The 26,730-nt window shown below is 33.8% G+C and carries 36 protein-coding genes and 1 pseudogene; 31 read left to right on the top strand and 6 right to left on the bottom strand.

All coding sequences use genetic code 11. The features are described from left to right. The first annotated feature begins 119 nt into the window (after positions 1-119). Complete coding sequence (locus SPD48_RS15405; protein WP_336259018.1) at positions 120-272, top strand: BC1881 family protein; 153 nt, start codon at positions 120-122, stop codon at positions 270-272. Here the strand turns inward: SPD48_RS15405 and SPD48_RS15400 are convergent. Beyond that, positions 269-469, bottom strand: coding sequence for a KTSC domain-containing protein (locus SPD48_RS15400; RefSeq protein WP_442962165.1), 201 nt, complete (start codon positions 467-469; stop codon positions 269-271). The genes SPD48_RS15405 and SPD48_RS15400 overlap by 4 nt on opposite strands. 113 nt (positions 470-582) lie before the next feature. Here SPD48_RS15400 and SPD48_RS15395 point away from each other — a divergent pair, with 113 nt between their 5' ends. The 13 genes from SPD48_RS15395 to SPD48_RS15335 all read left to right on the top strand — a co-directional run bounded on the left by SPD48_RS15395 (position 583) and on the right by SPD48_RS15335 (position 8,288). After that, the gene (locus SPD48_RS15395; protein WP_336259016.1) at positions 583-939 is read left to right on the top strand and encodes a hypothetical protein; all 357 of its coding nucleotides are present in this window, start codon (positions 583-585) and stop codon (positions 937-939) included. Between the two features lie 222 nt (positions 940-1,161). Beyond that, positions 1,162-1,452: a hypothetical protein gene (locus tag SPD48_RS15390; RefSeq protein WP_336259015.1), complete on the top strand. Its 291-nt coding sequence runs from the start codon at positions 1,162-1,164 to the stop codon at positions 1,450-1,452. Positions 1,453-1,458: 6 nt separating this feature from the next. After that, positions 1,459-1,965, top strand: coding sequence for a hypothetical protein (locus SPD48_RS15385; RefSeq protein WP_336259014.1), 507 nt, complete (start codon positions 1,459-1,461; stop codon positions 1,963-1,965). 75 nt (positions 1,966-2,040) lie between these two features. Continuing rightward, positions 2,041-2,232 carry a hypothetical protein gene (locus SPD48_RS15380; RefSeq protein ID WP_336259013.1) on the top strand — a complete coding sequence of 64 codons (192 nt, stop codon included), beginning with the start codon at positions 2,041-2,043 and terminating at the stop codon, positions 2,230-2,232. Beyond that, positions 2,177-2,893, top strand: coding sequence for a terminase small subunit (locus tag SPD48_RS15375; RefSeq protein ID WP_336259012.1), 717 nt, complete (start codon positions 2,177-2,179; stop codon positions 2,891-2,893). Before SPD48_RS15380 ends, SPD48_RS15375 begins: the two co-directional genes overlap by 56 nt. Next, positions 2,862-4,157, top strand: a complete 1,296-nt coding sequence (locus SPD48_RS15370) for a PBSX family phage terminase large subunit (protein ID WP_336259011.1) — start codon at positions 2,862-2,864, stop codon at positions 4,155-4,157. The genes SPD48_RS15375 and SPD48_RS15370 overlap by 32 nt, the downstream gene beginning before the upstream one ends. Before the next feature lie 19 nt (positions 4,158-4,176). Continuing rightward, complete coding sequence (locus tag SPD48_RS15365; RefSeq protein ID WP_336259010.1) at positions 4,177-5,028, top strand: hypothetical protein; 852 nt, start codon at positions 4,177-4,179, stop codon at positions 5,026-5,028. A gap of 69 nt (positions 5,029-5,097) precedes the next feature. Further along, complete coding sequence (locus tag SPD48_RS15360; protein ID WP_336259009.1) at positions 5,098-5,787, top strand: hypothetical protein; 690 nt, start codon at positions 5,098-5,100, stop codon at positions 5,785-5,787. Then, entirely contained in the window at positions 5,784-6,050 is a 267-nt protein-coding gene (locus tag SPD48_RS15355) for a hypothetical protein (RefSeq protein WP_336259008.1), read from the top strand. The genes SPD48_RS15360 and SPD48_RS15355 overlap by 4 nt, the downstream gene beginning before the upstream one ends. Before the next feature lie 119 nt (positions 6,051-6,169). Further along, positions 6,170-7,003: a tail fiber domain-containing protein gene (locus tag SPD48_RS15350; protein ID WP_336259007.1), complete on the top strand. Its 834-nt coding sequence runs from the start codon at positions 6,170-6,172 to the stop codon at positions 7,001-7,003. Further along, entirely contained in the window at positions 7,004-7,411 is a 408-nt protein-coding gene (locus SPD48_RS15345) for a hypothetical protein (protein WP_336259006.1), read from the top strand. Next, entirely contained in the window at positions 7,386-7,646 is a 261-nt protein-coding gene (locus SPD48_RS15340; RefSeq protein ID WP_336259005.1) for a hypothetical protein, read from the top strand. Before SPD48_RS15345 ends, SPD48_RS15340 begins: the two co-directional genes overlap by 26 nt. 138 nt (positions 7,647-7,784) lie before the next feature. Further along, a complete protein-coding gene (locus SPD48_RS15335; protein WP_336259004.1) occupies positions 7,785-8,288 on the top strand; it encodes a DinB family protein in 504 nt (167 codons plus the stop codon). Between the two features lie 505 nt (positions 8,289-8,793). Here the strand turns inward: SPD48_RS15335 and SPD48_RS15330 are convergent. Next, complete coding sequence (locus SPD48_RS15330) at positions 8,794-8,988, bottom strand: hypothetical protein (RefSeq protein WP_336259003.1); 195 nt, start codon at positions 8,986-8,988, stop codon at positions 8,794-8,796. Between the two features lie 182 nt (positions 8,989-9,170). Here SPD48_RS15330 and SPD48_RS15325 point away from each other — a divergent pair, with 182 nt between their 5' ends. From SPD48_RS15325 to ant(9), 6 genes and pseudogenes are all read left to right on the top strand, one after another. Beyond that, positions 9,171-9,302 (top strand): hypothetical protein, encoded by a 132-nt coding sequence (locus SPD48_RS15325; RefSeq protein ID WP_336259002.1) that lies wholly within the window; start codon positions 9,171-9,173, stop codon positions 9,300-9,302. A gap of 236 nt (positions 9,303-9,538) precedes the next feature. Next, on the top strand, positions 9,539-9,925 hold the full coding sequence (locus SPD48_RS15320) for a hypothetical protein (protein ID WP_336259001.1): 387 nt from the start codon (positions 9,539-9,541) through the stop codon (positions 9,923-9,925). Positions 9,926-10,055: 130 nt separating this feature from the next. Next, a complete protein-coding gene (locus SPD48_RS15315) occupies positions 10,056-10,178 on the top strand; it encodes a hypothetical protein (protein ID WP_336259000.1) in 123 nt (40 codons plus the stop codon). Further along, positions 10,175-10,288: pseudogene (locus SPD48_RS15310) on the top strand (NUDIX hydrolase); the annotation flags it as partial. The gene SPD48_RS15315 and the pseudogene SPD48_RS15310, both read left to right, overlap by 4 nt. A 196-nt stretch (positions 10,289-10,484) precedes the next feature. Further along, positions 10,485-10,925, top strand: a complete 441-nt coding sequence (locus SPD48_RS15305) for a hypothetical protein (protein WP_336258999.1) — start codon at positions 10,485-10,487, stop codon at positions 10,923-10,925. Positions 10,926-11,141: 216 nt separating this feature from the next. Beyond that, positions 11,142-11,924 (top strand): aminoglycoside nucleotidyltransferase ANT(9), encoded by a 783-nt coding sequence (gene ant(9) / locus SPD48_RS15300; RefSeq protein WP_336258998.1) that lies wholly within the window; start codon positions 11,142-11,144, stop codon positions 11,922-11,924. Positions 11,925-12,358: 434 nt separating this feature from the next. Here the strand turns inward: ant(9) and SPD48_RS15295 are convergent, their stop codons facing one another. Continuing rightward, positions 12,359-12,559 (bottom strand): hypothetical protein, encoded by a 201-nt coding sequence (locus SPD48_RS15295; protein WP_336258997.1) that lies wholly within the window; start codon positions 12,557-12,559, stop codon positions 12,359-12,361. Between the two features lie 427 nt (positions 12,560-12,986). Between SPD48_RS15295 and SPD48_RS15290 the strand changes: the two genes are divergently transcribed. The 4 genes from SPD48_RS15290 (at position 12,987) to SPD48_RS15275 (ending at position 16,806) form a co-directional block, all read left to right on the top strand. Next, complete coding sequence (locus SPD48_RS15290; protein ID WP_336258996.1) at positions 12,987-13,430, top strand: MarR family winged helix-turn-helix transcriptional regulator; 444 nt, start codon at positions 12,987-12,989, stop codon at positions 13,428-13,430. A gap of 189 nt (positions 13,431-13,619) precedes the next feature. Next, positions 13,620-14,540: an NADP-dependent oxidoreductase gene (locus tag SPD48_RS15285; RefSeq protein WP_336258995.1), complete on the top strand. Its 921-nt coding sequence runs from the start codon at positions 13,620-13,622 to the stop codon at positions 14,538-14,540. Between the two features lie 188 nt (positions 14,541-14,728). Next, the gene (locus SPD48_RS15280) at positions 14,729-15,490 is read left to right on the top strand and encodes an SDR family NAD(P)-dependent oxidoreductase (RefSeq protein ID WP_336258994.1); all 762 of its coding nucleotides are present in this window, start codon (positions 14,729-14,731) and stop codon (positions 15,488-15,490) included. Positions 15,491-15,888: 398 nt separating this feature from the next. Then, the gene (locus SPD48_RS15275; protein WP_336258993.1) at positions 15,889-16,806 is read left to right on the top strand and encodes a class I SAM-dependent methyltransferase; all 918 of its coding nucleotides are present in this window, start codon (positions 15,889-15,891) and stop codon (positions 16,804-16,806) included. Positions 16,807-17,010: 204 nt separating this feature from the next. Here SPD48_RS15275 and SPD48_RS15270 read toward each other — a convergent pair whose 3' ends face one another. Next, positions 17,011-17,754 (bottom strand): class I SAM-dependent methyltransferase, encoded by a 744-nt coding sequence (locus SPD48_RS15270; protein WP_336258992.1) that lies wholly within the window; start codon positions 17,752-17,754, stop codon positions 17,011-17,013. 456 nt (positions 17,755-18,210) lie between these two features. On the opposite strand from SPD48_RS15270, the gene SPD48_RS15265 reads away from it, so the two are divergent. From SPD48_RS15265 to SPD48_RS15240, 6 genes are all read left to right on the top strand, one after another. Beyond that, entirely contained in the window at positions 18,211-18,852 is a 642-nt protein-coding gene (locus SPD48_RS15265) for a TetR/AcrR family transcriptional regulator (RefSeq protein ID WP_336258991.1), read from the top strand. A 115-nt stretch (positions 18,853-18,967) separates the two neighbouring features. After that, positions 18,968-19,882 carry an ABC transporter ATP-binding protein gene (locus tag SPD48_RS15260; protein WP_442962164.1) on the top strand — a complete coding sequence of 305 codons (915 nt, stop codon included), beginning with the start codon at positions 18,968-18,970 and terminating at the stop codon, positions 19,880-19,882. Positions 19,883-19,887: 5 nt separating this feature from the next. Then, a complete protein-coding gene (locus SPD48_RS15255; RefSeq protein WP_336258990.1) occupies positions 19,888-20,724 on the top strand; it encodes an ABC transporter permease in 837 nt (278 codons plus the stop codon). Between the two features lie 44 nt (positions 20,725-20,768). Continuing rightward, positions 20,769-23,090, top strand: coding sequence for an ABC transporter permease (locus SPD48_RS15250; RefSeq protein ID WP_336258989.1), 2,322 nt, complete (start codon positions 20,769-20,771; stop codon positions 23,088-23,090). Between the two features lie 12 nt (positions 23,091-23,102). Further along, complete coding sequence (locus tag SPD48_RS15245; protein ID WP_336258988.1) at positions 23,103-23,870, top strand: ABC transporter ATP-binding protein; 768 nt, start codon at positions 23,103-23,105, stop codon at positions 23,868-23,870. 135 nt (positions 23,871-24,005) lie between these two features. Further along, on the top strand, positions 24,006-24,821 hold the full coding sequence (locus SPD48_RS15240) for an SDR family NAD(P)-dependent oxidoreductase (RefSeq protein WP_336258987.1): 816 nt from the start codon (positions 24,006-24,008) through the stop codon (positions 24,819-24,821). A 236-nt stretch (positions 24,822-25,057) separates the two neighbouring features. Here the strand turns inward: SPD48_RS15240 and SPD48_RS15235 are convergent, their stop codons facing one another. Then, on the bottom strand, positions 25,058-25,522 hold the full coding sequence (locus SPD48_RS15235) for a spore coat protein (RefSeq protein WP_336258986.1): 465 nt from the start codon (positions 25,520-25,522) through the stop codon (positions 25,058-25,060). Positions 25,523-25,600: 78 nt separating this feature from the next. Continuing rightward, positions 25,601-25,897 (bottom strand): hypothetical protein, encoded by a 297-nt coding sequence (locus tag SPD48_RS15230; RefSeq protein WP_336258985.1) that lies wholly within the window; start codon positions 25,895-25,897, stop codon positions 25,601-25,603. A gap of 269 nt (positions 25,898-26,166) precedes the next feature. Between SPD48_RS15230 and SPD48_RS15225 the strand changes: the two genes are divergently transcribed. Next, positions 26,167-26,703 carry a transcription repressor NadR gene (locus tag SPD48_RS15225; protein WP_336258984.1) on the top strand — a complete coding sequence of 179 codons (537 nt, stop codon included), beginning with the start codon at positions 26,167-26,169 and terminating at the stop codon, positions 26,701-26,703. The last annotated feature ends 27 nt before the right edge of the window (positions 26,704-26,730 follow it).

Here is a 26,730-nt window from a genome sequence, read left to right as displayed (position 1 = left end):
ACTCATAAACTTTTCCTTCCTTCGGAACCATTCACGCACTATATAATTCGGTGGTGGGTGGTTTATCCGAATAAGTATTCAGTATTTGCGGATACTAAATAAAAAAGAGGTGATTCAATATGTTATCTACCAAAGATTTAACAAATGAATTAAAAGCCAGAGAAGGAATTACTCACATTGAAATAGAACCATATGAAAAGATAAGTATAACTACCGGTCACGAGACCAAGGAATTCACCGGACCGGCAATTATACTCATCAATCAGGATTAAAGGCGTCTATATCGGTAGGCGTCTTTAATGTATTGTGCATGGTAACTGCCTTTAGAACTAGCATTCATTAAACCATGGTAGATACGCGCGGGAACATTATAGTAATCGTATGTTCCATTATGAAATTGGATTCTAAGTGTTTGTGAAGATGAATCATAACCTACAGCTACCAAATTTGATGAACTTACATATTGCATATTCATAAAATTCTCCCCCTTATTATATATTTCGACAGTAAACAGTAAAATCCTCCTATAAAAGAAGGTTTTTATTACTTGAATGTCGTATTATGGAAGTAGGAGTGATAATGATGAGTAAGCCATTATTTGATGGAATTCATGAAATTCCAAATGAATTAGTTATTCAAAAAATGATATATTTTATGGAAAGAGCAAACAAACTAATGAAGTTGTACGAGGAAGATAAAAGGGCTACTGTTGCTTTAGCACGGGAACTCCGGAATGAGTTAAGAGTAGAATACAAAAACAATGATTTGCTAAGAATAGAAAAGGCTTATAAAAATCATGAATTATTCTCCAGATACTACAGACCGGCAGTAGCTGATGCATACACAAAAACAGCTGGGCAGTTAACGCAAAGAAAAGCATTCAGTTTTTTATGGGATGTAGATAGTTACATGAATTATTACATGTCTGAAAATTATTAAAATAATCTGGCGCCCATTGAGGTGCTTTTTTCATACTCAAAACATTGCTAGTATATAAGATTACAAATACCTTCTTATTTGTCGTATTATGGAAGTAGGAGGGGATGGAAAAATGGAGGAAATGGATATAATAAAATTAGACTATGCGTAGAGTTGATTGAGGCTATTGAGGATGGTGTTGATTCTTCATATGAGATACTATCTAATGGGGAGTACGATGAATTGATTCAGTATCAAATGGCATTATCGTTTTTAAATGTAGCGGAAACTAACTATGTAAAATGCATCTACATCATTCGAGAGATTGGTGCTGAAAGAGATGAAACGTATAGTTTTGAGAAAAGTTATAAAGAATATAAACATGAACTGTTTGGATACGTGCTAAAGAAGGACACAAATCCTAGTTGGTTAGGTTCGAGGAAAACTACTTTTATGCAAAAGAGTGAAATACTAAAGGGATTTATCAGTGAAGTAAACAGAGGTTATTACGAAAGCAAAAGAACAAAGGGTTGAAAATAATTGGAAGAAATACTGTTAAATTACCAAGGTATTATAGGTGCTATTGCTGGTACCGTATTAGGTACAGTTACAACACTTATAACCACTCATATACTTAGAAATCATGGAAAGGTCCAAACATCAATTTTTGATGTAGAATATAAAAAAATAGAAAAAGACTCATTTAATCCATATAATATGATTAGGTTAGACTTCAAAGTGAAATTTTACAATATGTCTGAATCAAATAAAGTGTTAGATGATGTCGAATTAATCTTTTTAAACGACAAAAACACAGAGTTATTAAGTGTGGCGCCAGATGATAGGGATACATTTAGGAGCTCTCAGTACAGTGCATATATTGACAAGTTATATTTTGTGAATTTGTCACCAAAACAACTTGCATTGAAAAAGCTACAAATAGAAGTCACTGATGAAGATTTAGAAGATTTGGAAAGCATAAGAGTGGTTAAATTAAAGTGTATAAATAATAAAAGAAAAAAGAAATATGACGTTTATAAAAGGTAGAAAATTAAACAGGGCATCCAATAGGGTGCTTTTTTCATGCTTAAATATAATAACTAGGAGGTAGGTCGAATGTAGATGTCAAAGTCGAATTGGGAAGAAATCAGACATGAATGGGAAACATCAAAGATCACTTTTAGAAAGTTAGCTGAAAAGCATGACGTAAAAGAAGGTACTTTGAAAAGTCGTAGAAGTAGGGAAAAGTGGTCGAGGGATGCAACTAATAAAAAAGATGCAACCAAAAAAAGAAGAAAAAGAGCCTGTTGTTGATTCGGATAATCTGACTGATAAACAACGGTTTTTTTGTATTTACTACATTAAATACTTCAATGCGACTAAGGCTTATCAGAAGGCTTATGGATGTGCTTATTCAACTGCCAGAGTGGAAGGTCATAGACACCTAGCAAATCCTAACATTTCTTTAGAAATTGAAAGATTGAAAGAGGAACAAACAAGCGGATTAATGTTGGATGTCCGAGATATTCTTCAAAAATACATTGACATTGCCTTTGCAGATATAACCGATTTTGTAATGTTCGGCAGTAGAGAATTAGTTGAAGGTGATTCATTCAGTGGTGAACCTATGGTTAATGAAGATGGCGAACCGATTATGAATCATGTTTCTTACGTCGATCTAGTCGATTCCGAAGAAGTAGATGGAACTATCATAACCGAAGTTAAACAGGGTAAAGATGGTATATCCGTAAAACTAGCAGACAAAATGAAGGCTATTGAAATGCTATCGAAATACTTTGATCTATTATCTGATAACGATAAGAAACGATTGCAGGAAGAGAAAATGAGAGCAGAAATTGCAAGACTGTCCGGGGAAACAATGGATGAATATGAAGATGACGGATTTATCGAAGCGCTAGGCGATTCAGTGGAGGTGTGGAACGATGACAGTGATGGAAGCACCGAAGAAACTTAAGCCAGCGTTATTTAAATTTAAGTCATTTTCCGTCAAACAGAAAAAGATATTAACCTGGTGGCATCCGAAATCTCCTGTAAAAGAAAAAGACGGCATCATTTGTGACGGTTCCGTTCGTGCCGGTAAAACAGTGGTGATGTCGTTATCTTATGTCATGTGGGCAATGGAAGCATTCGATGATGAAAACTTCGGGATGGCAGGAAAGACAATCGGCTCTTTTCGCCGTAACGTAATTCGTCCTTTAAAGAGAATGCTTAAATCGAGAGGATATAGTGTTAAGGACCATCGAGCAGATAACTTCTTAACAATTTCCTTTAGAGGTAAAACAAATTACTTTTATATTTTCGGTGGTAAAGATGAAAGTTCCCAGGACTTGATACAAGGAATTACATTAGCAGGTATGTTCTTTGATGAAGTGGCATTAATGCCTGAATCATTTGTTAGCCAAGCGGAAGCACGTTGTTCGGTTGATGGTTCAAAGTATTGGTACAATTGTAACCCTGCTAGTCCGTATCATTGGTTTAAAGAAAATTACATTGATAATTTGAAAGAAAAGAACTTAATAAGATTACATTTTACAATGGATGATAACCCCTCTCTATCTGAAAGGGTTAAAAATCGTTATAAAAGAATGTTTACAGGCGTTTTCTACAAGCGATTTATTTTAGGTTTATGGGTGCTTGCAGAAGGCGTTATTTATGATGTGTTTAATCATGGTGATCATGTTGTTCCCACTGAGGAACGTAGATACTCCGAATATTACGTTGCTATTGACTATGGTACGCAAAACCCAACAACGTTTAGTTTATGGGGAAAGCATCAGGACACTTGGTACAAAGTTAAAGAGTATTATCATGATGGTCGTAACAGTGGTAAGCAAAAAACAGATGTGGAATACAGCAAAGATTTGAAAAAATTCACTAAAGGTATTCGAGTTAAGTCAGTTATAGTGGATCCATCTGCATCTAGTTTTATTGCTCAATTAAAGAAAGATAGATTCCATGTAACAAAAGCTAAAAATGAAGTGTTGGATGGAATAAGAAATATGCAGACAGCGTTGAGTGAAAAGATGATTTTATTTAACGATTGTTGCGTTGAAACTTTTAGAGAATTTGCTTCTTATGTATGGGATAAGAAAGCATCTGATCGTGGAGAAGATAAACCGATAAAACAATTTGATCATTGCTTAGATGCAGATAGGTATTTTATTCAAACAATTTTATTTGCTCCTAAAGCAAGGATAAGCAGCACTAACGTATGGTAAATAGAAAGAAGGTGAATACATGCCAAATTGGGAAAAATTCGATGCTTCCGTAATAGAGAAAACACACGGAAGTATTTTTTATTACCGTGATTTATACGAAGGGAAACATGCAGAAATATTTCCGCGCGCTAAACATCTTATTGAAAAAGGTGAGATTACGGATAATATTATGTACGGTACGCAACATGCTCAAAACGTTCAAACACCGTACATAGTTGCGAATATATGTAAATTGATACCTGAGATACCAGCCATGCTTGTAAGTCGCTCTATCGGTAATATTGTATCGTCTTTATCGGTGGATGATTTTCAAACGGAAGAAATTAACGAGAATACAGATGAAATTGTGGACGAGCCACGAGATGAAGTAAGCAAGATTATTCATGTTCAACAAGAAATTATTAATCAGATCCAAAAGAATAGTAACTTAGCTTTTGAACATTGGGGAAATATCCTGCAACAACAATTGGATGGCGGCTTGGTTGGCGTTCCATGGTTGGATGAAAAGGGATTGCGTGTTGAATTTAAGGCCCGTGACGTTTATTATCCGCATGATGATGGAATGGGAGCAGATCTTGCTTATGAAATAGAAATCGATGGAGAGGAATATTTGCATGTATATCGCGAACAAGTAAAAGACGAGGACCTGCATACAAAGCATATACTTTATCGATTAAATAATAAAAAGGAAACCGAAGCAGTCGAAGAAGATGAAGCAAAAGAGCTTCTAGGCATGGAAAAATTAGAAAAGGTTTATCCCGGACGGGGTAGGCCTTTTATTATTTACTGGCCAAATGAAAAAACGTTTATGAATCCTTTGGGATCTTCCTGTCTGAAAGGGCAAGATGGTAAACAGGATGAAGTTAACTAGACATTAACTCGTAACGCGATCACGTTTGAACGTAACGGGAAACCACGCATTGCTGTTTCTAAGGAAATTATGGAAGTATTAGAAAATAAGGCATATGAAAGATACGGAGAAGAAGGTCGCATCGATCACCGTGATTTAGAAATCACTACATTTGACGACCATGGAAAAGCGTTAGAAGTAATTCAAATTGATGTTACTAAGATTGGTGATATTCAGTGGGTTAAGGACTTGATGAAACTTATGCTCATGGAAACAAAAACGTCTGAAAAAGTAGTGGATTTCTACATGGATAATAGTGCAACTGGCGCTCAATCGGGAGTGGCTAAGTTCTACGATTTATTTACATCGCTTATCAAGGCTGAGCAAATTCAAGGTGAGTATATTTACTTTCTGCAGCAGTTAATTGAAAGTGCGCTATGGTTAGCGAATTACAATGATGATGCCGTTATTATTGAAGAACCAGAAATCTTGTTGAAATCAATGATTCCAATTAGTCGTAAGGAATTAATTGAGGAAAACAAGCTAGCATTTGAAGGCGCTAATGACCAACCTACACAATCGCTTGAAACAACAATCAGACGTAACAATCCAAATGCATCTGAAGAATGGATCCAGGAGGAATTGTACAGGATTGAAGCGGAGCGATCGAATGATGATAGTTTCTCCTTATTGAATGGTAGACAGACATTGCAGCAGATGATGGGCAATAGGGCTGCAGATGGGAATCCAATCGAAGATAACCAGGATGACGAAGAATGAATCAAAAACAACTCCTTGAAATCATAAGAGCAATGAAAGATGAAATACTATCCATTTTGCATAATACTAACCTAGTTAACGACAGACAGGCACAACGAGCATTGTTGACGATTGACAGCATGTTTGACCGTTTAAATATTGTAATAGAGGAAGTTATTCCAAAAGAGTCACTACATGTTTATTTTGATGGTGTGGATGAAGCCACTAAGGCAATCTTCGATAAAGTGGTCATTATCTTCGACAGCTCTAGCTATGCGTTCTAATTCAGCTAACATTTGCTTACTGTACTGGTTTTTATGGATATAACGCTGGAGGTAGTACTCGGTTTCAAGCAGATGCTAGTTTAGTAACGAGTGCTGCATTAGGTACATCTAACTTAAACGTGTATTTAGCTGCAAATGACACAAATGCGACAGGAGAGACAGGAGAGGTACGTACAGTCACCTACAGTACGCTAGGTGGTAGTGGTAGCAGTACAGATTACGACTACATTAAAACAAGAACACTTGCCGTTGTATCACCTTTTGGAAGACATTTTTACATCGGAACAGATTTGGGAGAATTACGAGTAATGTCTCAAGGTTTAGCTACTCAAGGTGTATATCGTGATGTACGTGCAAAGAATATGTTCGCTAACAAATTACAAGTTAATGATGGATCAGTCCTATATTTAAGGTCGAGCAACCGTGTAAGGATTATGAATAATGGGAGTTCGTCAACTTATAGTGATTTACAGACTAATGAAATTATGGCTCATAGCATTAGGGTAAACTCTGAAACTACTGGAGATAATTTTTGTATTGGGGCAGCATCAGGAGAGCTTAGAGTTACTAGTAATGGTTTGTGGGGTGGTTCTCACGCAAACACTATATATAGAAATGTTAGGACAAGTGGATTTACACAAGCATCCAGTCGAATGTATAAGACGAATATAGAAAAATTAGATGATATTGCACTTAATGTTATTAATCGTTTGACAGTCGTAAATTATAACTTGATTGAAGATCCAATGGAAGAAAAACAAGTTGGTTTTATATCAGAGGACAGTCCAGAAATAGCAACCTTAGACGGCATGGCTATTAATACGTACAAATTAACCTCTTACAATACAAAAGCTATTCAAGAACTAGATTTAAAAGTAGACGAAACCAGGGAAGATATAATTTTTAAAATCGCCAAATTAGAGGAACGGTTAAATAAATTGAAGGCAGCATAAATGAAAATCGAAATTAGAAATATAGACTTAGAAAGAGTGATTGTTTTCCTCGAAAGGGAAAATTTTAAAGGATTAAAAAGCGTCATGCGCTCTAAACTCACAAATTTTCTTGGCAAAGAGTTGGAAATTGTGGCCACTGGTGAGAAAACAATTCGAGAAGATTATATGGACGACAAAGACAAAAGAACAAAAGAACTGAAAGCATTTTTTGATGAGAAGGTTGTTGTGGAAGGCGGCAACATGCTAAAGCCTTTAAATGTTGTCAAAGCAAAAATTAAGGAATTAACTAGTGAAGAGTGTGAGCAGGAGTTTTCCGGAAATGATGCTTACGCTCTTTCTATTTTATATGATGCATTCAATTTAGATAAAGGAGAGGATGTAAATGAGAGTGACGATAACGGGAATTAATTTCAAGTATGATAATGGCTACAATGAGGAATATATGGGTGTTGAGCTGCAATATATTACAAGTGGTTTTAAGTTTACGAACAATAATCCAGTCGAGATTACCAAAGAACAGTATGAACAAAACAAGAGTAATACAAACGGATTACGTGCTTTAATCGTTGATAAAAAGCTAGATGAAGCAAATGTTTATATTAATGATCTAAATCAATATAAAGAAAGTTTAAACACTGACTAGGCGTTATTATTATCGTTAAAATAAATATTGTTTTTTCTATATAATGGGAATATAATAAAAAAGGAAGTAAAGAGTACTATTGATGATTGATCGCCATATGCGATGAGAGCCGCTTGCATGGTGAAGGGAGAAAATCTTATGAATAAATCTGTAAATGACAATCTATATGAAACGAGAAATGATCTCGTAAAAGAAATTGTTTTGTTAAGTGATACTCAATTTAATAGTAAGCCTGACATGAATAAGTGGAGTATAGCACAGGTTTGCCATCACCTGGTCTTAGTGGAAAAGGCATCTATTAAGGCTATTGCATGGGGATTAAAAGAGATTGATAGTACTCGTGTAGAACGTAAAAAGGTTAATCTTATATTATTAGATAGAACGAAAAAGTTTAAAGCTCCAAAAATCGTTGAACCAGATGAAGATTCATTTGAAGTTCAGCAGATAGTTTATTTGTTAAAAGATTCAAGAAAAAAATTGATAAGTTTTCTTAATACTATAGAAGATAAATCTGTACTAGCGGAAAAATCAATGAAGCATCCTGCTCTTGGTGAATTACCTCTTGATCAATGGATTGAACAAATATATTTGCATGAACGGCGACACATAGAACAAATAAAAGAGATAAAATTACTCTTATAATAAATTACTCAATAAGCGTCTCGGTTATGGTGCTTCTTTTCTACGCTCACACGAGCGTTATTTTTATGGTTAATTAGGACTTTATGCCCCTTTTAATGGTAAAATAAAAATAAAAACTTATTTTACTGAAAAGAAGCGATATTTTAATGGATATTGATTTAAGTCCATTAACTTCGACTTTGAATACAATGGTTTTATACATGGCGACAATTCTTGTTGTTCCAATTATTGTTGCATTGGTGATAGGATTTATACTAATAAAACTAAAAATATGGAGAATAATAGTGTTGCCTATAATGTCTTTATCATTCGTTTTAGGTATAATTCAAATGTTTAAGTTGATGGAATTTAATTTTTAGCATCTCACTCGAGGTGCTTTTTCTTTTACGCTGAATAGGCGTTGTTTTTATGTCTCTTTTATTTTTGGAGCAAAGGGCGCAATGAAAGCCATTAGTAGGCAAGGAGCCAATCGGCTCCTCTTATTAATGATTTCGAACGTTCAGTCTTAATAACATTCTATCTGAGAAGGATTTTCCATTGTACCTTGTAAGGCCCAATAAAGTTGAACCAATTGCATTTCATACTCGAAATGTTTTCTGTAAAAATAAATGTGTTTTTCTGGATCAATGTGTTCATAATACATTGCTAATGTACCATATAAACTTGTTTTTTGAAGAAGTTGAGCTAAGCGTGGATCCACTAAAATCTCTCCCTTGTATATGTTATCAAGACCAACATATGCTGAGTGGGTGAATGTCGTATAGGCGGATGCTTAGTATATGTGACACAACGAACACCTAATGAGGTGTATTTTTTATGACTAAAAACAGAGGAATTCTCCCTCCTTTTGTCGAAATATGTAGATGAGGAGGGATTATTTTTATGGAAAAACATGTTACAGAAGCAATTGATTTTTATTTGTCACATGGCTTTGTTACAGAATGTGATTTTTCTTTTATTGGATCAAGACCTCAACTGAAAGAATTTGGACACCAACTGGAAAGTCGGGGATAGAGTATACGGATTTGGCCTTTGAAATCAACGGACAGTACTTGTATTTTATATATAATCCTTCTGAATTTCCTGTTTTTTCAGAGATGAAGGACTTTATTACACAATATATGGAACAACGCAGTTGTTATTATTAAAGAGTCAAATCAATATTTTTTAACGCTCACACGAGCTTTATTTTTATGGTTTAAGTATTTATCCCTTCTTGCCGATATGGGTAGGAAAGGAGGAACTGGTAAATGACTGAATTAGAGTGTGAGATTAATAAGTTAGAAGAAGAAATGGATGAAATGCTATGTAAATCAGCTTATTTTAAAGGAAGAACAGTAACGGAGCAAAAAATATTCCGAATTGAGAAACTTAGAAATGAAATAAATTCAAAGGCTGAAAACGCTAAGGCTAATCACCTGATAATATCCATTGTAGCTGTTTTTCTTTCTGTATTGTTTGGAAATAATGTTAATATCTATACTTCAATATTAGGTATAATAGTCGTAATTTGCTGGATAATATTAACGGTTATTTATAAAAGAAGGATAGAATTAGACACAAAAGGATTAGGTTTAATTGATATGTTACTAGAGAGGAAAAAGGAATTAGAATTGCGAAAATCGAATCTAAGTTAAAACTGTAAAAGTTAAAACATCTCATACGAGGTGCTTTTTCTTTTGAACTGAACAGGCGTTATTTTTGTTTTAAAGAGGAATTTTCCCTCCTTTTGTCGAAGTATGCAGGGGAATCGAAGGAGGGAGTAATATGGCAGAATTAATTGGTTCAATATCGACGAGAGATCTAGGCAGCATTAACTACCCTTTTTTTGAATTCCTTATTGAACAAACGGGGCAGAAGATTAGGGTTATAAGAGGCAAAAATACATGACTACAAAATATGTGAATTGGGGAGAAGCAAAAGTAAAATTAACTTGGAAACCTGATAAACAAATCCCACCAAGAGAACTAATTACAAGTGTTCATGGATTTTGTTTTAAAGTAGGTTGAAAAATTAGGGAAACCACTAAGTGAGTTTAATTAAAGTTCTAAGATTCAAATGGAAATTATGTGTGAATTATTAAAGCAAACTTGGACAGTTGTAGAGCAGGGAAAACTAATTTACAATCAAGTAAATCCCTCATTACATGGTTCTCGACCTTTATTGTAGATTTATGGTTAAAGTTAAAGAAGCCTTGTGAAAAAAAGTATTGTAGATAAATCATTAAGTTATTTAGAAAATCGTTTGAGAGTATCTAAGTTGCAAAACGGAGTGTTAGTACAGGGTGATGCACACAATGGAAATATTCTACAAGTTGAAAGAAGTTTTGAGAGTGAGAGAATGTTTAAATTTATCGACCCAGATGGATTAATTGCTGAGCCTGCATATGACTTAGGTGTATTAATGCGGGAATGGGTATATGAATTAGTAGTGAATCCTGTAGAGATAGGATATAAAAGGTCTATCTTTCTTGGTGAATTAACTAATGTAGAACCAATGTCAATAAGAGAGTGGGGATATATCCAAGCCGTAGCAACTGGATTATTACTGATTAAAATTGGTAAAAAACCTCAAGGTATGCAATTACTTGATATTGCATTTGAATGGAATTACGGTTTTCAAAACGAAACATATTAAAAATCAATGATCACTTAGTTGTTTTTTCATTATTTTGTTAAATGCTTATTGAATAATTGGGTGCTTTTCTCAAAGAAGACTAAGCATTTACTCTTATTTGTTAAATGAGCTGTATATAGTTCATTCTCTATTGTTGCACAAAAGTCATTTAAGTAAAAACAACAAAATAAACGTATTTTATAGGAACATAATCAGAAACAAGGAGTTATTTAATTTATGAACAGTTTAAGTAACGAAAAAGTACCAGTACAAGCAACTCAAGCATTAGAAATTGTGGAGGAGTTACTTGGAAGTTCAATAATTGGAGTATATCTATTTGGTTCCGCGGTAAAAGGTGGCTTACGTATTAACAGTGATGTGGATGTCCTAGTGCTAGTGAACCATAGTTTACCAGAAGTAACACGAAAAAAACTAACTGACAGACTAATGCTTATATCTGGAAAGATAGGAAATACCGATTCTTTGAGACCAATTGAACTCACGGTTATAAACCATAGCGATGTAGTGCCTTGGCGATATCCTCCAAAAAAAGAATTCATCTATGGTGAGTGGCTCAGGAATGAGTTTGAAAATGGACAAATTCAGGAACCAAGCTATGATCCTGATTTGGCTATTGTTTTAGCACAAGCAAGAGAAAATAGTATTTCTCTGTTTGGACCAGATGTTTCTAAAATACTTGCCCCCGTGCCTATGAAAGATATTCGAAGAGCAATTAAGGAATCTTTGTCAGAATTGATTGAGGGAACTGAAGGTGATGAACGTAATGTGATTTTAACTTTAGCTCGGATGTGGCAAACAGTTTCTACTGGTGAAATATCTCCAAAAGATGTAGCTGCAAAATGGGCTTTACCTCGATTGCCGAAAGAATACTCAACAATACTCGACTTAGCAAGAAAAGCCTATCGAGGAGAAAGTATTGATAATTGGGAAGAACTAGATTCCGAGGTAAAAGCACTCGTAAAATATATGAAAAACTCTATAGAGACTTGTCTTAACTAGACTAATCTTATTGTACTAATGCAGCATTACTTGAATGAGCTCCATAATCAAAAAACTTTCAATATACACTACTTTATACTCGGGCGTATATTGATATAGAAAAAACTTCTAAACCATACTTGAATCAGATGTCAAATACAGCTTTAGCCAGTACTTGATATTCATAAACTTATTTGATGGCTAGGATGAAAATGGTTTAGTTGTCTTGCTTAGTGTATACCAATCATATTCGTCAAAAGATAACATAGATAATCAACTAAACAGAGAGACAGAAGTTGGGGTAAAGGTGCATCTTTTTATTGTAGTATAACATTCAAAAGGGAGAACGAACCATTCTCCTTTTGAATGTCTGCGAAATATATTACCATTAGCCTTTTGGAAAATAAGTGTTATGCCGTGAATGTAATTAATAACCGTTAATATTTTCAAAAGTATTAAAAGAAAAGCGAGCCCAACAGTACTAAAGAGGCAATAGTTAAGAATGGGAAAAATATCCCATCAGATCCTGTATCTAGATAGACACCATCTGGTGTAACATATTCTAAAGTTCCTCGATAACTTTCTCCATAATAATCTCTAATTTCCACAGGACTATTTATATATTCAGAAGCCGTGCGATAGAGTGGGTGATGCATTATTCGTCCTCCTTTCTAATGCAATTACATTACTATATGAGGAAGTAGATAAGATGTAGAGGACAAAGTTCCAAAGGCAATTGTGGAAGTTTAAATATGCAGCATCATGTTTGGGGTAATAATTTAGTGACTTAAATTTACACATTTCGATGAAAAGTGAAAGAATTACAAAAGACAAATCGATTCGTGTAATAGATACGGTAGAAAACAGTAACATTTATTTTCTGTTTGTTAACAAGTAACAGAATAGGGTTGCATCTCGGAAGCGGATTAATTTACAAGGAGTCCATACATTAATATAATGAGTATAGTAAACATTTGTATATACAAATGAAGTGGAATTTAGCTTTTCAAATAACTATTAAAAGAGGAGAAAGAGAATAGTTGAAAGATTTGAGAAAAATTCAAATAGTAAGGTGGAATGGTAATGCAGACTCCTAATTCTGATTATTTGCTAAGTAACTGCCTTTATTTTACGGCTTCCAGGTTTGCAAGACAGATGGAAAAGTTGGCTGGGGAAGCCTTTGCATCAATAAATATTCCCCCATCTTATGCCTATTTGATCATTACACTTAATGACCATCCTGGCATTACTCAAAAAGAACTATGTGAAAAGCTGACAATTGCTCCTTCAACAAGTACTAGATTCATTGATAAGCTTGTGAAACGTAATTTGGTGGAAAGAAACCCCGATGGCAAACATATTTTAATTTACTTAACAGAAGAGGGAAAGTCTTTGTGTAAAGAAATTTATGAGAGTTTGAATCAAATTTATTTGCGACACTCAGAAATATTGGATAAAAATCATAGCCAGCAGTTGATCAACTTACTTCATGAAGCAAGTGAATTGATGGAAAGAAATAATAAATAGGCAAGTAATAATTATGGGATAAGATTATTGGCGAATCAAGTTCATAGTGCCGGATGAAGGAACCGTACAGGAAGAAAAAACATCCAGTTGACAGACGAAAGAGTGGAGCTTTACCAGAAGATAGATTTGATGGACAGGTTATGAGTTAATAAAACAACTTAGTATTCATATATCAAGGAGGATTCTTTTTTGGAAGCAATTGTTATTGAGCAATACGGAGGACCCGATCAATTAAAATTAAAACAGGTTTCAAAACCAAACGTTGGTGAACATGAAGTACTTATTGAAGTTTATGCGATTGCAACTAACCCAGCAGAATGGAAAATGAGAGAAGGCTACTTGAAGGATGTTATGCCACTAACGTTTCCACATATTCTTGGTTACGATGTAGCTGGTATTATTAGTGAAGTTGGTAAAAATGTTGAAAAATGGAGTATAGGTGATGCTGTTCTCGCTACTGCTAATGGGAGTTATGCAGAGTTTACTGTTGCAGATGAAAATCAGGTTGTTGCTAAACCTGAGAATATTAATTTTAATGAAGCGGCGTCTATTATCTCTACAAGCATGACAGCTTGGACTGCACTATTCATTGATGGAAAACTGACAAAGGATCAAAAAGTACTCATTCACGGTGGTGCAGGTGGAGTAGGCAGTATGGCGATCCAATTAGCAAAACATGCAGGAGCATTTGTTGCTTCGACTGGCAGCACATCTAATGTGAACTTCCTGAAGGAGCTTGGTGCAGATGTAGTGGTTGATTATACAAATCAAGATTTTACAAATGTTATCCATGATTACGACTTAGTTGTAGACCTAGTCGGTGGTGAAACACAAAAAAGAAGTTATCAAGTGCTAAAAAAAGGTGGCATCTTAGCTTCTGCAGTAGGAATTACAGAAGAAGATAAAGTAGAAGGGATTCATACTGCCTCGGTTTGGGTTCAGCCAAGTGCTGAATTATTGATGAAGATTACCAAGTTGTTGGAGAGCGGAGCACTAAGACCGGTAATCGGGGAAGTTTTACCATTTGAAGAAAACAACTTCCGAAAAGCACATGAACAACTTCAAACAGGTCATACACGTGGAAAAATTATCATTCAAGCTAAAAAATGAAAAAGCATTTTGTAATCTTGTTACAACTTATTCTTAAATGGAATAAATGTTGTAGTGATTTAGTAAAAAACGCTGAAAGTTATCTTAAAAATAGTGTAAGACAGCGTTTAAATTGAATAATAGAAAAAAGATGCGGGATATTAATTAAGAGAGAGTCCAATTCATTTATTAAAGGAGAAGTAAGTAATATGGCTAGATTAGAAAATAAAGTAGCAATCATAACTGGCAGTGGATCAGGAATTGGTAAAGAAATTGCTATAACTTATGCAAAAGAAGGGGCAAATATTGTTGTTGCTGACTTTAATGAAGCAGGAATTCAACAAACAGTTAAAGAATTAAATGAGTTAGGGACAAAAGCTATCGGTGTAAAAGTAGATGTTACGAATGAAGAAGATATATCAAAAATGGTTGATGAAACAGTTAAAGCATTCGGTACAATCGATATATTAGTAAATAACGCTGGGATAAGCGATAATATGCAGGCTGCTGCAAACGTAACAGATGACGTTTGGGAACGAGTAATGAATATTAATGTAAATGGTGTTATGCGCGGAATTCGTAAAGTTCTTCCAATCTTCTTGGAAAAAGGAGCTGGAACGATCGTAAATATGGCTTCTATTTCAGGACTAACTGGAGGCCGTGGAGGTTTAGCATACACTGCTTCAAAACATGCAGTTGTAGGTATGACTAAAAACATTGCTTCACAATATGGACCTCAAAATATTCGTTGTAATGCAATCGGACCAGCCCATATTCCAACACCGTTAACAGAAAATATGGCGAATATTGATACATTCGGAATGGAAGTCGCTACTCGTGGTGTTAATACAATGGTGAAGCCTGGTACTACAAGTGAGATTGCAAATATTGCATTGTTCTTAGCTTCCGAAGAGTCATCTTACATTAACGGTGTAACACTCGCTGCTGATTTTGGTTGGAGTGCATATTAATTTATAGGATGAATAGCAACTGATTAATAAAATATCTCACAAAACTATTTTTTATGGTAAATAAGAAGAATCCATTTTAAAAAAAATTGAGCAAAATGTATTCTTTACTTCCAAATCATAGTTTATATTTGCTTTGTTCTCCAAGGGAGCTTTAATGGAGCGATGAAAAAGCCTAGTTTCTCAATTTTAATAATGAGAAACTAGGTTTTTGTTTTGATATATCCTTTATCACAGCTTTTATCATTTCTACAGAGGACTTATTATTATAAAGCAAGTCAATTCATTATTATTGACAAATATTTTTATTTGTGCTATAATTTACAGTTAAATATTTTTTGTGTATAATAAGATTCTCCTGGCCAGGGGAATCTTATTTTTGTATAGGGGAGGATTAATGTATGAAGAAAAATGAATCAAGTTTAACTTCCTTAATATCAGCTTTTGGGCGTGCATATCACAGTAAATATGACACACCTAAAATTTTTGATGATTTTATTGCAAAAGATTTAATTACCCAAAAAGAATTTGAAGATATCCGTGAAAACATGATTAAAGGAATTCAATTCTTTAATCATGAAATTGCGCTGAAGTTTCAAGATAATCCGGATGAAATTTTAAAATGGATCACACAAGTACAGCTTTCTCCAACTCCTTTAGCACGAGCTGCCTTTTGTGAAAATATATTGTTTCATGAAATAGTGCTTGGTGTTAAACAGTATGTCATTCTAGGAGCTGGATTAGATACCTTTTGTTTTCGAAACCAAGAATTAAACGACAGCCTAGAAATTTTTGAAGTTGACTATCCAGCCACACAAGAATTTAAAAAGAAAAGGTTAGCAAATTCTAATTACCAACTACCAGATAATCTTCATTTCGTTTCCATAGATTTCACCAAAGATTTTACTTTGCAAACTCTTGTTGAAGAAGGTTTTATGCCTAATAAAAAAACTTTCTTTAGTCTTTTAGGTGTTTCTTATTATTTAACAAAGGAAGAGAATGCTAAATTAATTAAGGAATTATTCACAAAAGTCCCATCAGGAAGTTCCATCGTTTTTGACTATGCAGATGACAACCTTTTTGAAGCAAAAGGAATGTCTAATCGAGTTCAAAATATGGTCCAAATGGCTTCTGCTAGCGGTGAGCCAATGAGATCATGTTTTACTTATGATGAAATGGAAAGAATGTTAGAAAACTCAGGATTACTCATTTATGAACATTTATCACCTGATGCTATTAATAATCAATTCTTTGGTGATCGTTCAGATTATTTGTCTGCATTCGAAACGATCCATTACATCCATGCTGTAAAAAAATGACTTTTGGTAAATAGCCAACTAGCCTCTCAATCTTTATTATGATTGAGAGGCTTTACTTACTTTTTATTTGAATAGATATTTTTTGGTTGTATGTAACATTCTTCATTTTAGTAAGAGACTAATGATGACTTCATTCTTGGTGAACTTGTGGATTTTAAGCGTAACATGCTCTTAATTTTAGTTTTAAATATGGTACGAAAGAACTTATTCGTTTAGTTTTTTTGATTTAATAATAATAAAAGAGGGCCTGCGTTTCTCATGTATTAATTTTGGCATTTTTTCCAACCCAACTGGAGTTGGCTGAGGTTCGACGATTTTATCCAGCACAAATCCATTTTCAATAAGCGTGTTTATTAAAGTAGAAATGGTTCTATGATAGATAACTACCCCATCTACAAACCAATCGTGTTCTCTTTTGCCTTCTTCATGATAATTATCCAATGCCCAGTGCAGTTTATTGTTTTCCTCGGTCGATATCCAATGACTAGTACCTTTTCGAGCAGTTACAATCGGATGTTCAGTTGAAAAAATAAATTCACCGTTACTTTTTAATAGTCTATTAATATTTCGAATTAGAGCTGAGTAATCTTCAACATAATGTATAGAAAGAGAGCTGATCACTAGATCAAATTGTTGATTGGTTAATTTCAAGTCCTCCATTGGTACGCATATATATTCTATATGTTTATCCCCGTTTATCTTTTTAGCCCGTTCAATCATATTAGTTGAGATGTCGATACCTATTACTTTTTTTGCACCGTTTTCAATACAATATTTTGAAAAATGACCATCTCCACAGCCTAAATCTAAAACGGACTTTCCTTTCATGTTTGGAACAATTGATTTTATTGCAGGCTGTTCGATAAAGTCATTATAGGTTATTCCACTTTCTCGCAAATTTGTGTAAGCTTTAAAGAAAGTTGAATTATCATATACATTTTGTTTCAAATATTTTTCCTCCTTCACATTTTTTGTGAAATAAACTTACTAATGTAAAAACTGAATACATTTTACCTTTCTTTCGGAAGAACCTTCTTTTTCCGCGATCTGAAGCGTTTGTTGGTTGTGAATACTATATATTTCCATATTAACATCAAAACCCTTCTGTTTGAACGAATATTTTTGGAAAAGAATTGATTATCATATTAAAAAACGATTTAAATCCCTCTTAAATCGTTTCTTGGTGATAATTATTGTATTAATGATTAGTTATCATTAGTCCTGCTGATTAGCGCGATAAAGAAAAGAAATCTGTCTCTTGAAATTGCTTATGTATGTTTGGGCAGAGCCCTAATTTGTTAAAAGATGTTTTTGAAAGAATACAGAAACTCTTGACTTTATAAATGGAAAAATGTTACTATTTATTATAGACCGACCGTCGGTCTATAAAGATGGAGGTATTTCATGAGAAGCATAAAAAATCCAGAAGAACGAAGAAATGAAATATTAGATGTAGCTGAGATGTTTTTTACTACGAAAGGTTATTCGAAAACAACAATTAAAGACATCTTGAATGAGGTAGGGATTGCTAAAGGGACTTTTTATTATTACTTCCAATCAAAGGAAGAAGTTATGGATGCGGTTATCACACGTTTTGTCGAAACAGGGGTAAAGGCAGCGAAAGTGATTGCTTCAGATCCTAACTTGAAAGCACCTGAAAAAATATTTAGGATCATCATGGCCCAAACACCAGAGGTTGGCGGAAAGGAAAAAATGATTGAAGAGTTGCATCAAGTAGATAATGCTGAAATGCACCAAAAAAGCTTGGTAGAAACCATCCTTCACCTAACACCAGTATTAACTGAAGTCATTGAACAAGGGATTTCTGAAGGTGCTTTTAAAACTCCTTATCCAAAGGAAACTGTAGAATTTTTATTAGTAGGTTCTCAATTTTTATTAGATGAAGGAATTTTCAAATGGGAGCCACACGATCTAATGCAAAAGGCAATTGCACTTGTGCACATTATAGAAACAACGTTAGGGGCTGAACCAGGTAGTTTTGCTTATATACTTGGCAGGTACGATCAAAGTCAGGAAGGAAAATAACTAATCGAATAAAAAGGTAGTAGAAGTAGAGTTCTTAGAAAATTGGATTTGAAAAAGGTATTAATGAAAATTATTAAAGTTTAAGCTTTCTAATAAGCAAGAAAAGGTGATTAATTTGGAAAAAATGATTGTCGTAAAAGATTTTATGAAAAAGTACGGAAATTATACGGCGGTCGATGGAATTTCTTTTGATGTGGAGCAGGGAAGTATTTTTGCTTTTCTAGGTCCGAATGGTGCAGGCAAGAGTACAACGATTAATACGTTATGCACGATTTTAGAGAAAACTTCAGGTACTTTACTGATCGATGGAAAGGATGTTACGAGTTCTAGAGATGAAGTAAGAAATGTGATTGGAGTCGTCTTTCAAGAGTCGACTTTAGATAATAAAATGACTGTCGAAGAAAATCTAAAGATGCATGGTCATTTTTATGGAATCCCGAGATCAAAAATAGAGGAACGTATTGATTTTGTTTTAAAAATAGTTGATTTATTGGAATGGAAAAAATCAATGGTTAGTTCCTTATCAGGTGGAATGAAAAGGCGTGTAGAAATTGCAAGAAGCCTACTACATTTTCCTAAAGTGTTGTTTTTAGATGAACCGACAACTGGACTTGATCCAAATACAAGGGCAAATATTTGGGATTACATCGTCAAGCTGCAAAAAGAGAAAAACATTACCATTTTTTTAACGACTCATTATATGGAAGAAGCAGAAATTAGTCATAAAGTAGCTATTATGGACAATGGGAAAATTATTGCTTTTGATAGTCCGAATGTTTTAAAAAGCCAATATACAAAGGATAAGGCTTATATGACAAGCCAAGATGCAGCAATATTAGAAAAGTTACTTCAAAAGTATAATATGAGTTTTTCTAAGGAATCGAATAATTACACGATAGAGATCAATCAATTAGCTGATTTTATGGAAATTATTAATGAGCATCGACCATTAATAAAAACTTTGGAAATTAAAAAAGGAACATTGAATGATGTGTTTCTCCAAATTACTGGGAAGGACATAAGGGGGTAATCAAGATGCGAGTTATTGCAGCACTATGGTTTAGGAATGTAAAACTTTTTGCCAGGAATCGTGTGCAGCTGATTTTAATGTTTATTATGCCGTTTTTCTATTTATATTTATTAAGCTCGATTTTTAAAAGTGCGTATATAAGCAATCCAGTTAATTATGTATTAGCAGGAATTGTAATCATCGTCGTGTTTCAAACATCTTTGAATATTGCCACTTCAACGATCGACGATATTGTTTCAGGTTATATGAAAGAAATACTTGTCAGTCCGGTTAAGAGAGTCCACATTGCGATCGGGCAAATGCTATCTTCTACAACGATTGCAACTTTTCAAGGAATTTTAATTCTCGTTGTAGGTTATTTCATTGGAATGAGGTATGCGTCTCCTTTCACTCCAATCGCAATCTTTGGTTGTATGATCATAATCGGACTTGTATTTTCTTCTTTTGGATTATATATAGCAACATGTGTAAAAAATTCACAAACATTCCAAGTTGTTTCAATCGCCGTTACGACTCCTATTACTTTTTTATGTGGCGTCTACGTACCTCTTAGTCTTCTACCCAATGGACTCCAACATCTTGCATTATTAAATCCAATGACATATGCAACTGCATTTTTCAGAACCCTCAGTTTAGAAAAAATGTCTCTTACAGCAGATGAACTACTAGCAGAACAGCTTGCATTTAAGGTCAATCATTTAGTCATCACACCGCAAATGAGTATTATCATTGTATTGTTATTTGGGGTTTTGTTTTTAATACTTTCAACCCTTGCATTTTCAAAAGTAGATTTTTCTTTAATGAACCGGACGAATGCACATAAAGATATTTTTCAACAATAGTTCTCTAAGTGAAAGGAGCTGTGTATATTCAAGTGTTAATTAGAATGTTTAAAAAGGATTTTTTAAAAAATAAAGTTATAACAGCAACATTATTTATTTTCATCTTTCTATCTTCTTTACTTGTTGCCAGTGGAACAAATATGATAACAGAAATGACCAACTCTTTAAATGCTTTGTTTACAAAATCTCAAGTTCCACATTTTGTCCAGATGCACTCAGGAAAGGTCGATTACTCTCATATTGATGCTTTTGCAACAGAAAATAATTTAGTCAAAGATCATCAGGTCGTTGAAATGATTCAAATTGATGATGGAAATATTACCTTTGGAAATGTGAAGGCATCAGAAACGAACAGCATTATGGATCATTACTTTGTAAAACAGAATAGTTCCTTTGACTTTCTATTAAATTTAAACAGTGAGAGGATACACGTTTCATCCGGAGAAATAGCTGTTCCTATTTACTTTATGCAAAAAGAAAATATTTCACTAGGCGATAAAGTTACCATTTCTACAACAGACTTTACTAAGGAATTTATCGTCACTGATTTTGTTCGAGATGTGCAGATGAATCCATCTGTCATTCATTCAAAACGTTTTGTTGTAAACGAGGCTGATTTAAATGAGCTAAAAAAGAATATCGGGCAAATTGAATATTTACTTGAATTTCAACTAACTGATGTAAATGAACTTAATAATTTTAGAAATTTGTATCAATCTGCTGAACTGCCAAATAAGGGACCGACTATTGATTATCCATTGTTTAAAGCTTTAAATGCAATTACAGATGGGATCGTATCTGCTCTCATTATCTTTGTCAGCATTCTTCTTAGTATTATTGCGCTTCTCTGTATTCGATTTACTATTCTTGCAGCAATTGAAGAAGATTATCAAGAAATTGGTGTCATGAAAGCGATAGGAATTGATCTTCAAGATATTAAAAAAGTATATCTATTAAAATATATTGTTATGGCAGCTGGAGCATCTGTAGCCGGTTATATGGTCTCTTTATTGGTAAATCATTTGTTTACTTTCAATATCATGTTGTATATGGGGACCGCTCCTAAGAATTTGTTCCTGAAGCTCATTCCTTTTCTTGCCGTTGTGTTAATTTTCCTCTTTACCGTATTTTTTTGTATGTTTATTTTGAGGAGATTTAATAAAATTTCGGCAGTAGAAGCATTGAGGTTGAAAGATAGTAATGAGAAGAGTAAAAACGTAAATTATTTTCCCTTTAATAAGAATTCTTTTTCTAATATTCACATTCTTCTTGGAATAAGAGATATACGTATAAGATTCAGAATATACGGATTACTGTTTTTAGTATTTTTAATTTGTTCATTTATTATCATCGTCCCGGTTAATTTCCTTAACACTATTCAATCTCCTGATTTTATAAAATATTTGGGAGTGGAACGCAGTGATATCCGAATTGACATACAGCAATCAGATACCTCAGATAATTTTGCGAACATAATCACAAATATTTCAAATGACCCAGATGTCGAAAAGTTTGCACCTCTTGTGACGAGTCAATTTAAACTTGTAAACAATGAGGGGGCCTTAGAAAACATATCAATTGAATCGGGGGATTTTTCAATTTTTTCTTTAGAATATGTAACGGGGGCCGCTCCAACTCGACAAAATGAGATTGCAATTTCCTATTTGAACAGTGAAGAATATGAAAAAAGTGTCGGGGATTCTTTAAAACTATTCATTGATGGGCAAGAGGAAGAGATGGTCATAAGCGGTGTCTATCAAGATGTAACAAATGGTGGCAGAACCGCAAAAGCATTGATTCCTCCAAATAAGGATAACGTGCTTTCGTATAAAATAGGTGTAGATTTCAAAGCCAATGTCAGCATTCCGGGGAAAATTGCGGAGTATAGCAATACTTTTTATCCGGCAAAAGTGACCAATTTAAAAGGATATGTAAACGAAACATTTGGGAATACGATCAAGCAGGTAAGAACATTTACCATTTCTGCAATTATTATTGCTATCTTCATATCGATACTCATTACATCTTTATTTTTGAAAATGTTAATTGCAAAGGATTATTCACAACTTGCAATAATGAGAAGTATTGGTTTTTCCTTAAAACATATCCGAATACAATATGTAACAAGAACATTAGGTGTTCTCATTATTGGTATTATTCTTGGAACTTTTGTTTCAAATGCATTAGGTCAAAGGGTTGCGAGTGTCGTATTGTCTTTTATGGGAGCTTCCGAAATAAAGTTTGTAATTGATCCAATAAAAGCTTATTTCATATGTCCGTTTATTCTTATTTTGACAGTATCATTAACAACTATTTTGAGTATAGGATCCATAAAGAATTTCAGTATTACCAATATAGGTGCGTAAGGAGGAGATGTGGTGGAAATTATTTTAGAGGCAAAGGGATTAAGTAAATCATATAGGGTTGGAGAAAAAAATGAACACAAAGTATTAAAAAATATAGATTTAAAAATAAAACAAGGTGAATTTGTATGTGTGATGGGGCCATCCGGTTCTGGAAAATCAACGTTGCTTTACAATATAAGTGGCATGGACAAAATCTCCTCTGGAAGTGTTTTATTTAATGATAAAGAGATTTCAGGATTATCTGAAAAAGATTTATCGCTGCTGCGTTTACATGAAATGGGGTTTATTTTTCAGCATATTCACTTGTTAAAAAATTTATGTATTTATGACAACATTATTCTTTCAGCTTATCTAGCCAATAAAAGAAGTCGTAAGAAAATTAATGATACAGCAATTGAATTAATGAAGAAAATGGGAATATATGAACTCGCTAATAATGATATAACGCAAGCATCTGGTGGCCAGTTACAAAGGGTAGCAATTTGCAGAGCGCTTATCAATGATCCCAATATTATTTTTGGTGATGAGCCTACAGGCGCTTTAAACTCTAAATCTGCAAGTGACATCATGGAAATATTAAACGATATTAATAAGTTAGGGACGACGATTTTATTAGTGACGCATGATGTAAAAGTGGCTGCTAAAACCGAACGTATTCTTTATATGTTAGATGGTCAAATTGTCGGTGAAAAGAAACTTAATAAATATAAAAAAGAAAGCAAGGATGTGAGGGATCGGGAAAAAATTCTTTCCATATGGTTAAGAGAAATGGATTTTTGATCGACTATTATTAGTAGAATTTAATAAACAGGAGGGGATCACCATAAAGGTACAATGTCATAGAGATAGTTTAACAGAAAGTTATGGAGTTTCATTTTGCTCTTCTTCAACAAAAACAATTGGGAAGAAATAATAATGAAAACGAATAATAAAGTAGCTGTTGTCACTGGTGGTGCATCTATCGGGGAGGCTCTCTGTAAAGAGCTTGTGTCCCAAGAAGTATTTGTAATTATTGCTGATATTAATGAAAAGGAAGGAAAGGAAGTTGAAGCTTCTCTTAATAAATCAAAGGTCAATTCAAGATTCGTATTATTAAACGTCACCGATTATGATCAAATGAATCAAATTCTGACAGAGATATATGAGGAATTCGGACATTTAGATTACCTTTTCAATAATGCAGGAATAGCTATGTATGGTGAATTATATGATATGTCTATTCAAGATTGGAAAGAAATGATTGATGTTAACTTGTGGGGTGTCATTTACGGCACCCAAATTGGCTATAACATTATGAAAAAACAAGGTTTCGGACATATTGTTAACACGGCATCTGCAGCTGGCCTTGGTCCATCCCCCGTATCCGCAGTCTACTCTACAACAAAGCATGCCGTAGTAGGTTTAACAACGTCACTTCATTATGAGGCTGAAGATTTTGGGGTCAGTGTTAGCACCCTTTGTCCAGCATTTGTGGACACTCCCATCTTTGAAAAGTCAAAAGCAGTCAATATTAATAAATCCCTTATTATTAACCAATTAAAGAAACAGAAGGTAATGTCTCCCGAAAAATTAGCCAAAATCGTCTTAAAAGAAGTCCATAAAAATAAAGTTATCATTTATCCAATACCGATGCGCAAAACAATGGATATTGTTTTTAGCCTAATTCCTCCAGCACATCATGCACTGATGAAAATGGTTTGTAAGGTAAGTAGGCAGGCGAGGGTTAGTTGAAACATGATTACAGAAATTAGAGTAGCGGCAGCTTGTTTATAATATAAAGGAGAAATCAAAAAAGTGCCCATCCTAAAAATGTATCGTTAGTTCTTGCGTATAGGATTAGTGTCAATAATTAATATTTTAGTTGTATTTAATATATTAAGGTCTCTTCAGCTGAAGAGACCTTTTAAAAAAAGATGGTTCAAACAGGAACATAGCCAAGCTGGTTAACATTATATATAGTGAAGAGTTTAGAGGATATCCAGCTGTGCGAAAAGTGCAACAAGGATTTGTAGCATTAATTGTAATGAAATTGCGACGTCAGTATCAGTAGTAGTGACATCTACATTTCGTGAATTGACAATGACAAGTTTTTGGCGATTTGTTTGTTTAATTTGAGACAATTCTAATAATTCTTGCGTCACTTTTTCTGCACGGCTGCTATCCGCAATTGTAATATTTATTACTACTGCAATAGCTACTTGAAGTGCTGCCTGTAAGGATGCAGCAATTTGTGTGTCTGTCGTTTCTACAGATATATCACAGGAATCTCTTATAATAATGACTTCATTAGAGGACTGGTCAATTTCACTAATTTGAGCTGCTTCGTTTTCTGCATTTGAATTGTTGTCACAAAATCTTACTGGATGTTCTGACCTCTCATCTAATGCTATCCATCCGTTTGAAAACCTGTAATCATCTTCATAATCATACATATTTATCCCTCCTATAGTTCTATTAAATGCAAGCGAGCAAACTTTTGAGTGAGCTTATTTATCAGTGACTTCAACTATTTATTCACTTTTATCCTCTTGATTTTTTCTTCTAAACATTTCCCTAAGTGGACTTTCGGAATTGCTCTTATCTTGATCATTTTCTGTAATAGTTTTTTTGGCATTTTTTTCATAAAGAAAGCTTTCCACTTGTTCCTTTAAATTATTTACGGAATTTTTCAATGCTTCACGTTGTTCTTCCGAAATGTTTGACTTTGCTTCAACTAAGTCTATTTTATTATTTGAGAAAATATCTTTAATAAATATATCCATCATTTGGTTGGACAAGTTATATAATTCTTTTCGATTATCTTGCATATACTATTCCACCTCCTTTTTTCTCCTACTATAATTTATTCTTAAATGAATGAAGTGAAAGGGCGGACAACGTATGAAAACGAAGAAAAGGTGAGCTTGTGGTCGTTTAATATAAAATAATGTGTTTTTGAAGTGATATTATCGGCTATAGTGGCAAGCTATAAAACTATGTTGGAATCTTACTTTGGGGTGCTTTATTTTGTTTTTGATAATATGGTAAGATGGAACAGATATAAGGAAGATCCAGGATAAAGGGGTAATTTAACAAAATGACAAGTCGTAATATGAATGGTGAAGAAAGAAGAAGGTTTATTGTTGATCAATTAAAAAAGAGTTCAAAGCCTTTAACAGGTCAAATACTAGCTGAACTAACCGGTGTTAGCAGGCAAGTAATCGTAACAGATATTGCTTTATTACGAACTGCCGAGGAGCCGATCATTGCAACAAGCCGTGGCTATGTTTATTATCAAAATACGTCTCAAAACCACTTGTATAGAAAAGTTATCGTTTGTAATCATGCACCTGAAGATACAAAAAAAGAACTGAAGATTTTAGTAGACTTTGGAGTGACAATTGTTGATGTGATTGTTGAACATCCTTTTTATGGCGATTTAGCTGGTTCTCTTATGATAAAAAGTAAATCGGATATTGATTATTTTATTCATGCTTTAAATCAGACGGTCCCTTTATCCGTACTAACCGGAGGTCTTCATTTACATACTTTAGAATCTGATTCAATAGAAAAAATACATTCTGCCTGTGAAGCTTTAAAAGAAGCAGGCATTTTGGTTACGGAGAATCGATAAGTAAAGTTTGCATTACAAGGAGTGAAG

The sequence above is a fragment of the Pseudogracilibacillus sp. SE30717A genome (assembly GCF_037071985.1).
In the GTDB taxonomy this organism is placed as follows: Bacteria; Bacillota; Bacilli; order Bacillales; family Amphibacillaceae; genus Pseudogracilibacillus.
Note: the sequence above shows the minus strand (reverse complement) of the source record. Positions and strands in the feature narration are given on the sequence as shown.